Below are 1,087 nucleotides of genomic sequence, written 5' to 3' on the forward strand. Positions count from 1 at the left end.
AAGGTTTTTATCAGGATGGATCTTATATCGACCACACCAATGTTGCCTATACGGGTGCTTATGGAAATGTCTTGATTGATGGCCTGTCTCAACTGTTGCCAGTTATTCAAAAGACCAAGAGCCCAATCGATAAAGATAAAATGCAAACCATGTACCACTGGATTGATAAATCGTTTGCTCCTTTGCTAGTGAATGGAGAGCTGATGGATATGAGTCGTGGCCGCTCTATCAGTCGTGCAAATAGCGAGGGGCATGTGGCCGCAGTAGAAGTACTAAGAGGGATTCACCGGATAGCGGATATGTCTGAAGGAGAAACCAAACAACGGTTGCAGAGTCTTGTGAAGACCATTGTTCAATCAGATAGTTATTATGATGTCTTTAAGAATTTGAAGACTTATAAGGATATCAGTTTGATGCAATCCTTGTTAAGCGATGCTGGAGTCGCAAGTACTCCAAGAACAAGTTACCTATCTGCCTTTAACAAGATGGATAAAACAGCTATGTACAATGCAGAGAAAGGGTTTGGATTTGGCTTATCACTCTTTTCCAGTCGTACCTTGAATTACGAACACATGAACAAGGAAAACAAACGTGGTTGGTATACAAGTGATGGGATGTTCTATCTCTATAATGGTGATTTGAGTCACTATAGCGATGGCTACTGGCCAACAGTTAATCCCTATAAGATGCCTGGTACGACAGAGACGGATGCTAAGAGATTGGATAGTGATACAGGTAAAGTTCTACCGTCTGCTTTCGTTGGAACGAGCAAACTAGATGAGGCCAATGCGACAGCAACCATGGATTTCACTAACTGGAATCAAACATTGACTGCTCATAAGAGCTGGTTTATGCTGAAGGATAAGATTGCCTTTTTAGGAAGCAATATCCAGAACACTTCAACAGATACTGCTGCAACTACAATTGACCAGAGAAAACTGGAATCAAGTGATCCATATAAAGTCTATGTCAATGATAAAGAAGCCTCCCTCCCAGAACAAGAAAAGGATTATCCTGAAACCCAAAGTGTCTTTTTAGAATCGTCCAATTCGAAAAAGAATATTGGTTACTTTTTCTTTAAGAAGAG

At 40.7% G+C, this 1,087-nt stretch carries 1 pseudogene; it reads left to right on the plus strand.

What is annotated here, in order from left to right:
• A pseudogene (locus GMD3S_RS0210225) lies at nt 1-1,087 on the plus strand (LPXTG-anchored hyaluronate lyase); the annotation flags it as partial.

Source organism: Streptococcus sp. GMD3S, from assembly GCF_000298695.2.
GTDB lineage: Bacteria > Bacillota > Bacilli > Lactobacillales > Streptococcaceae > Streptococcus.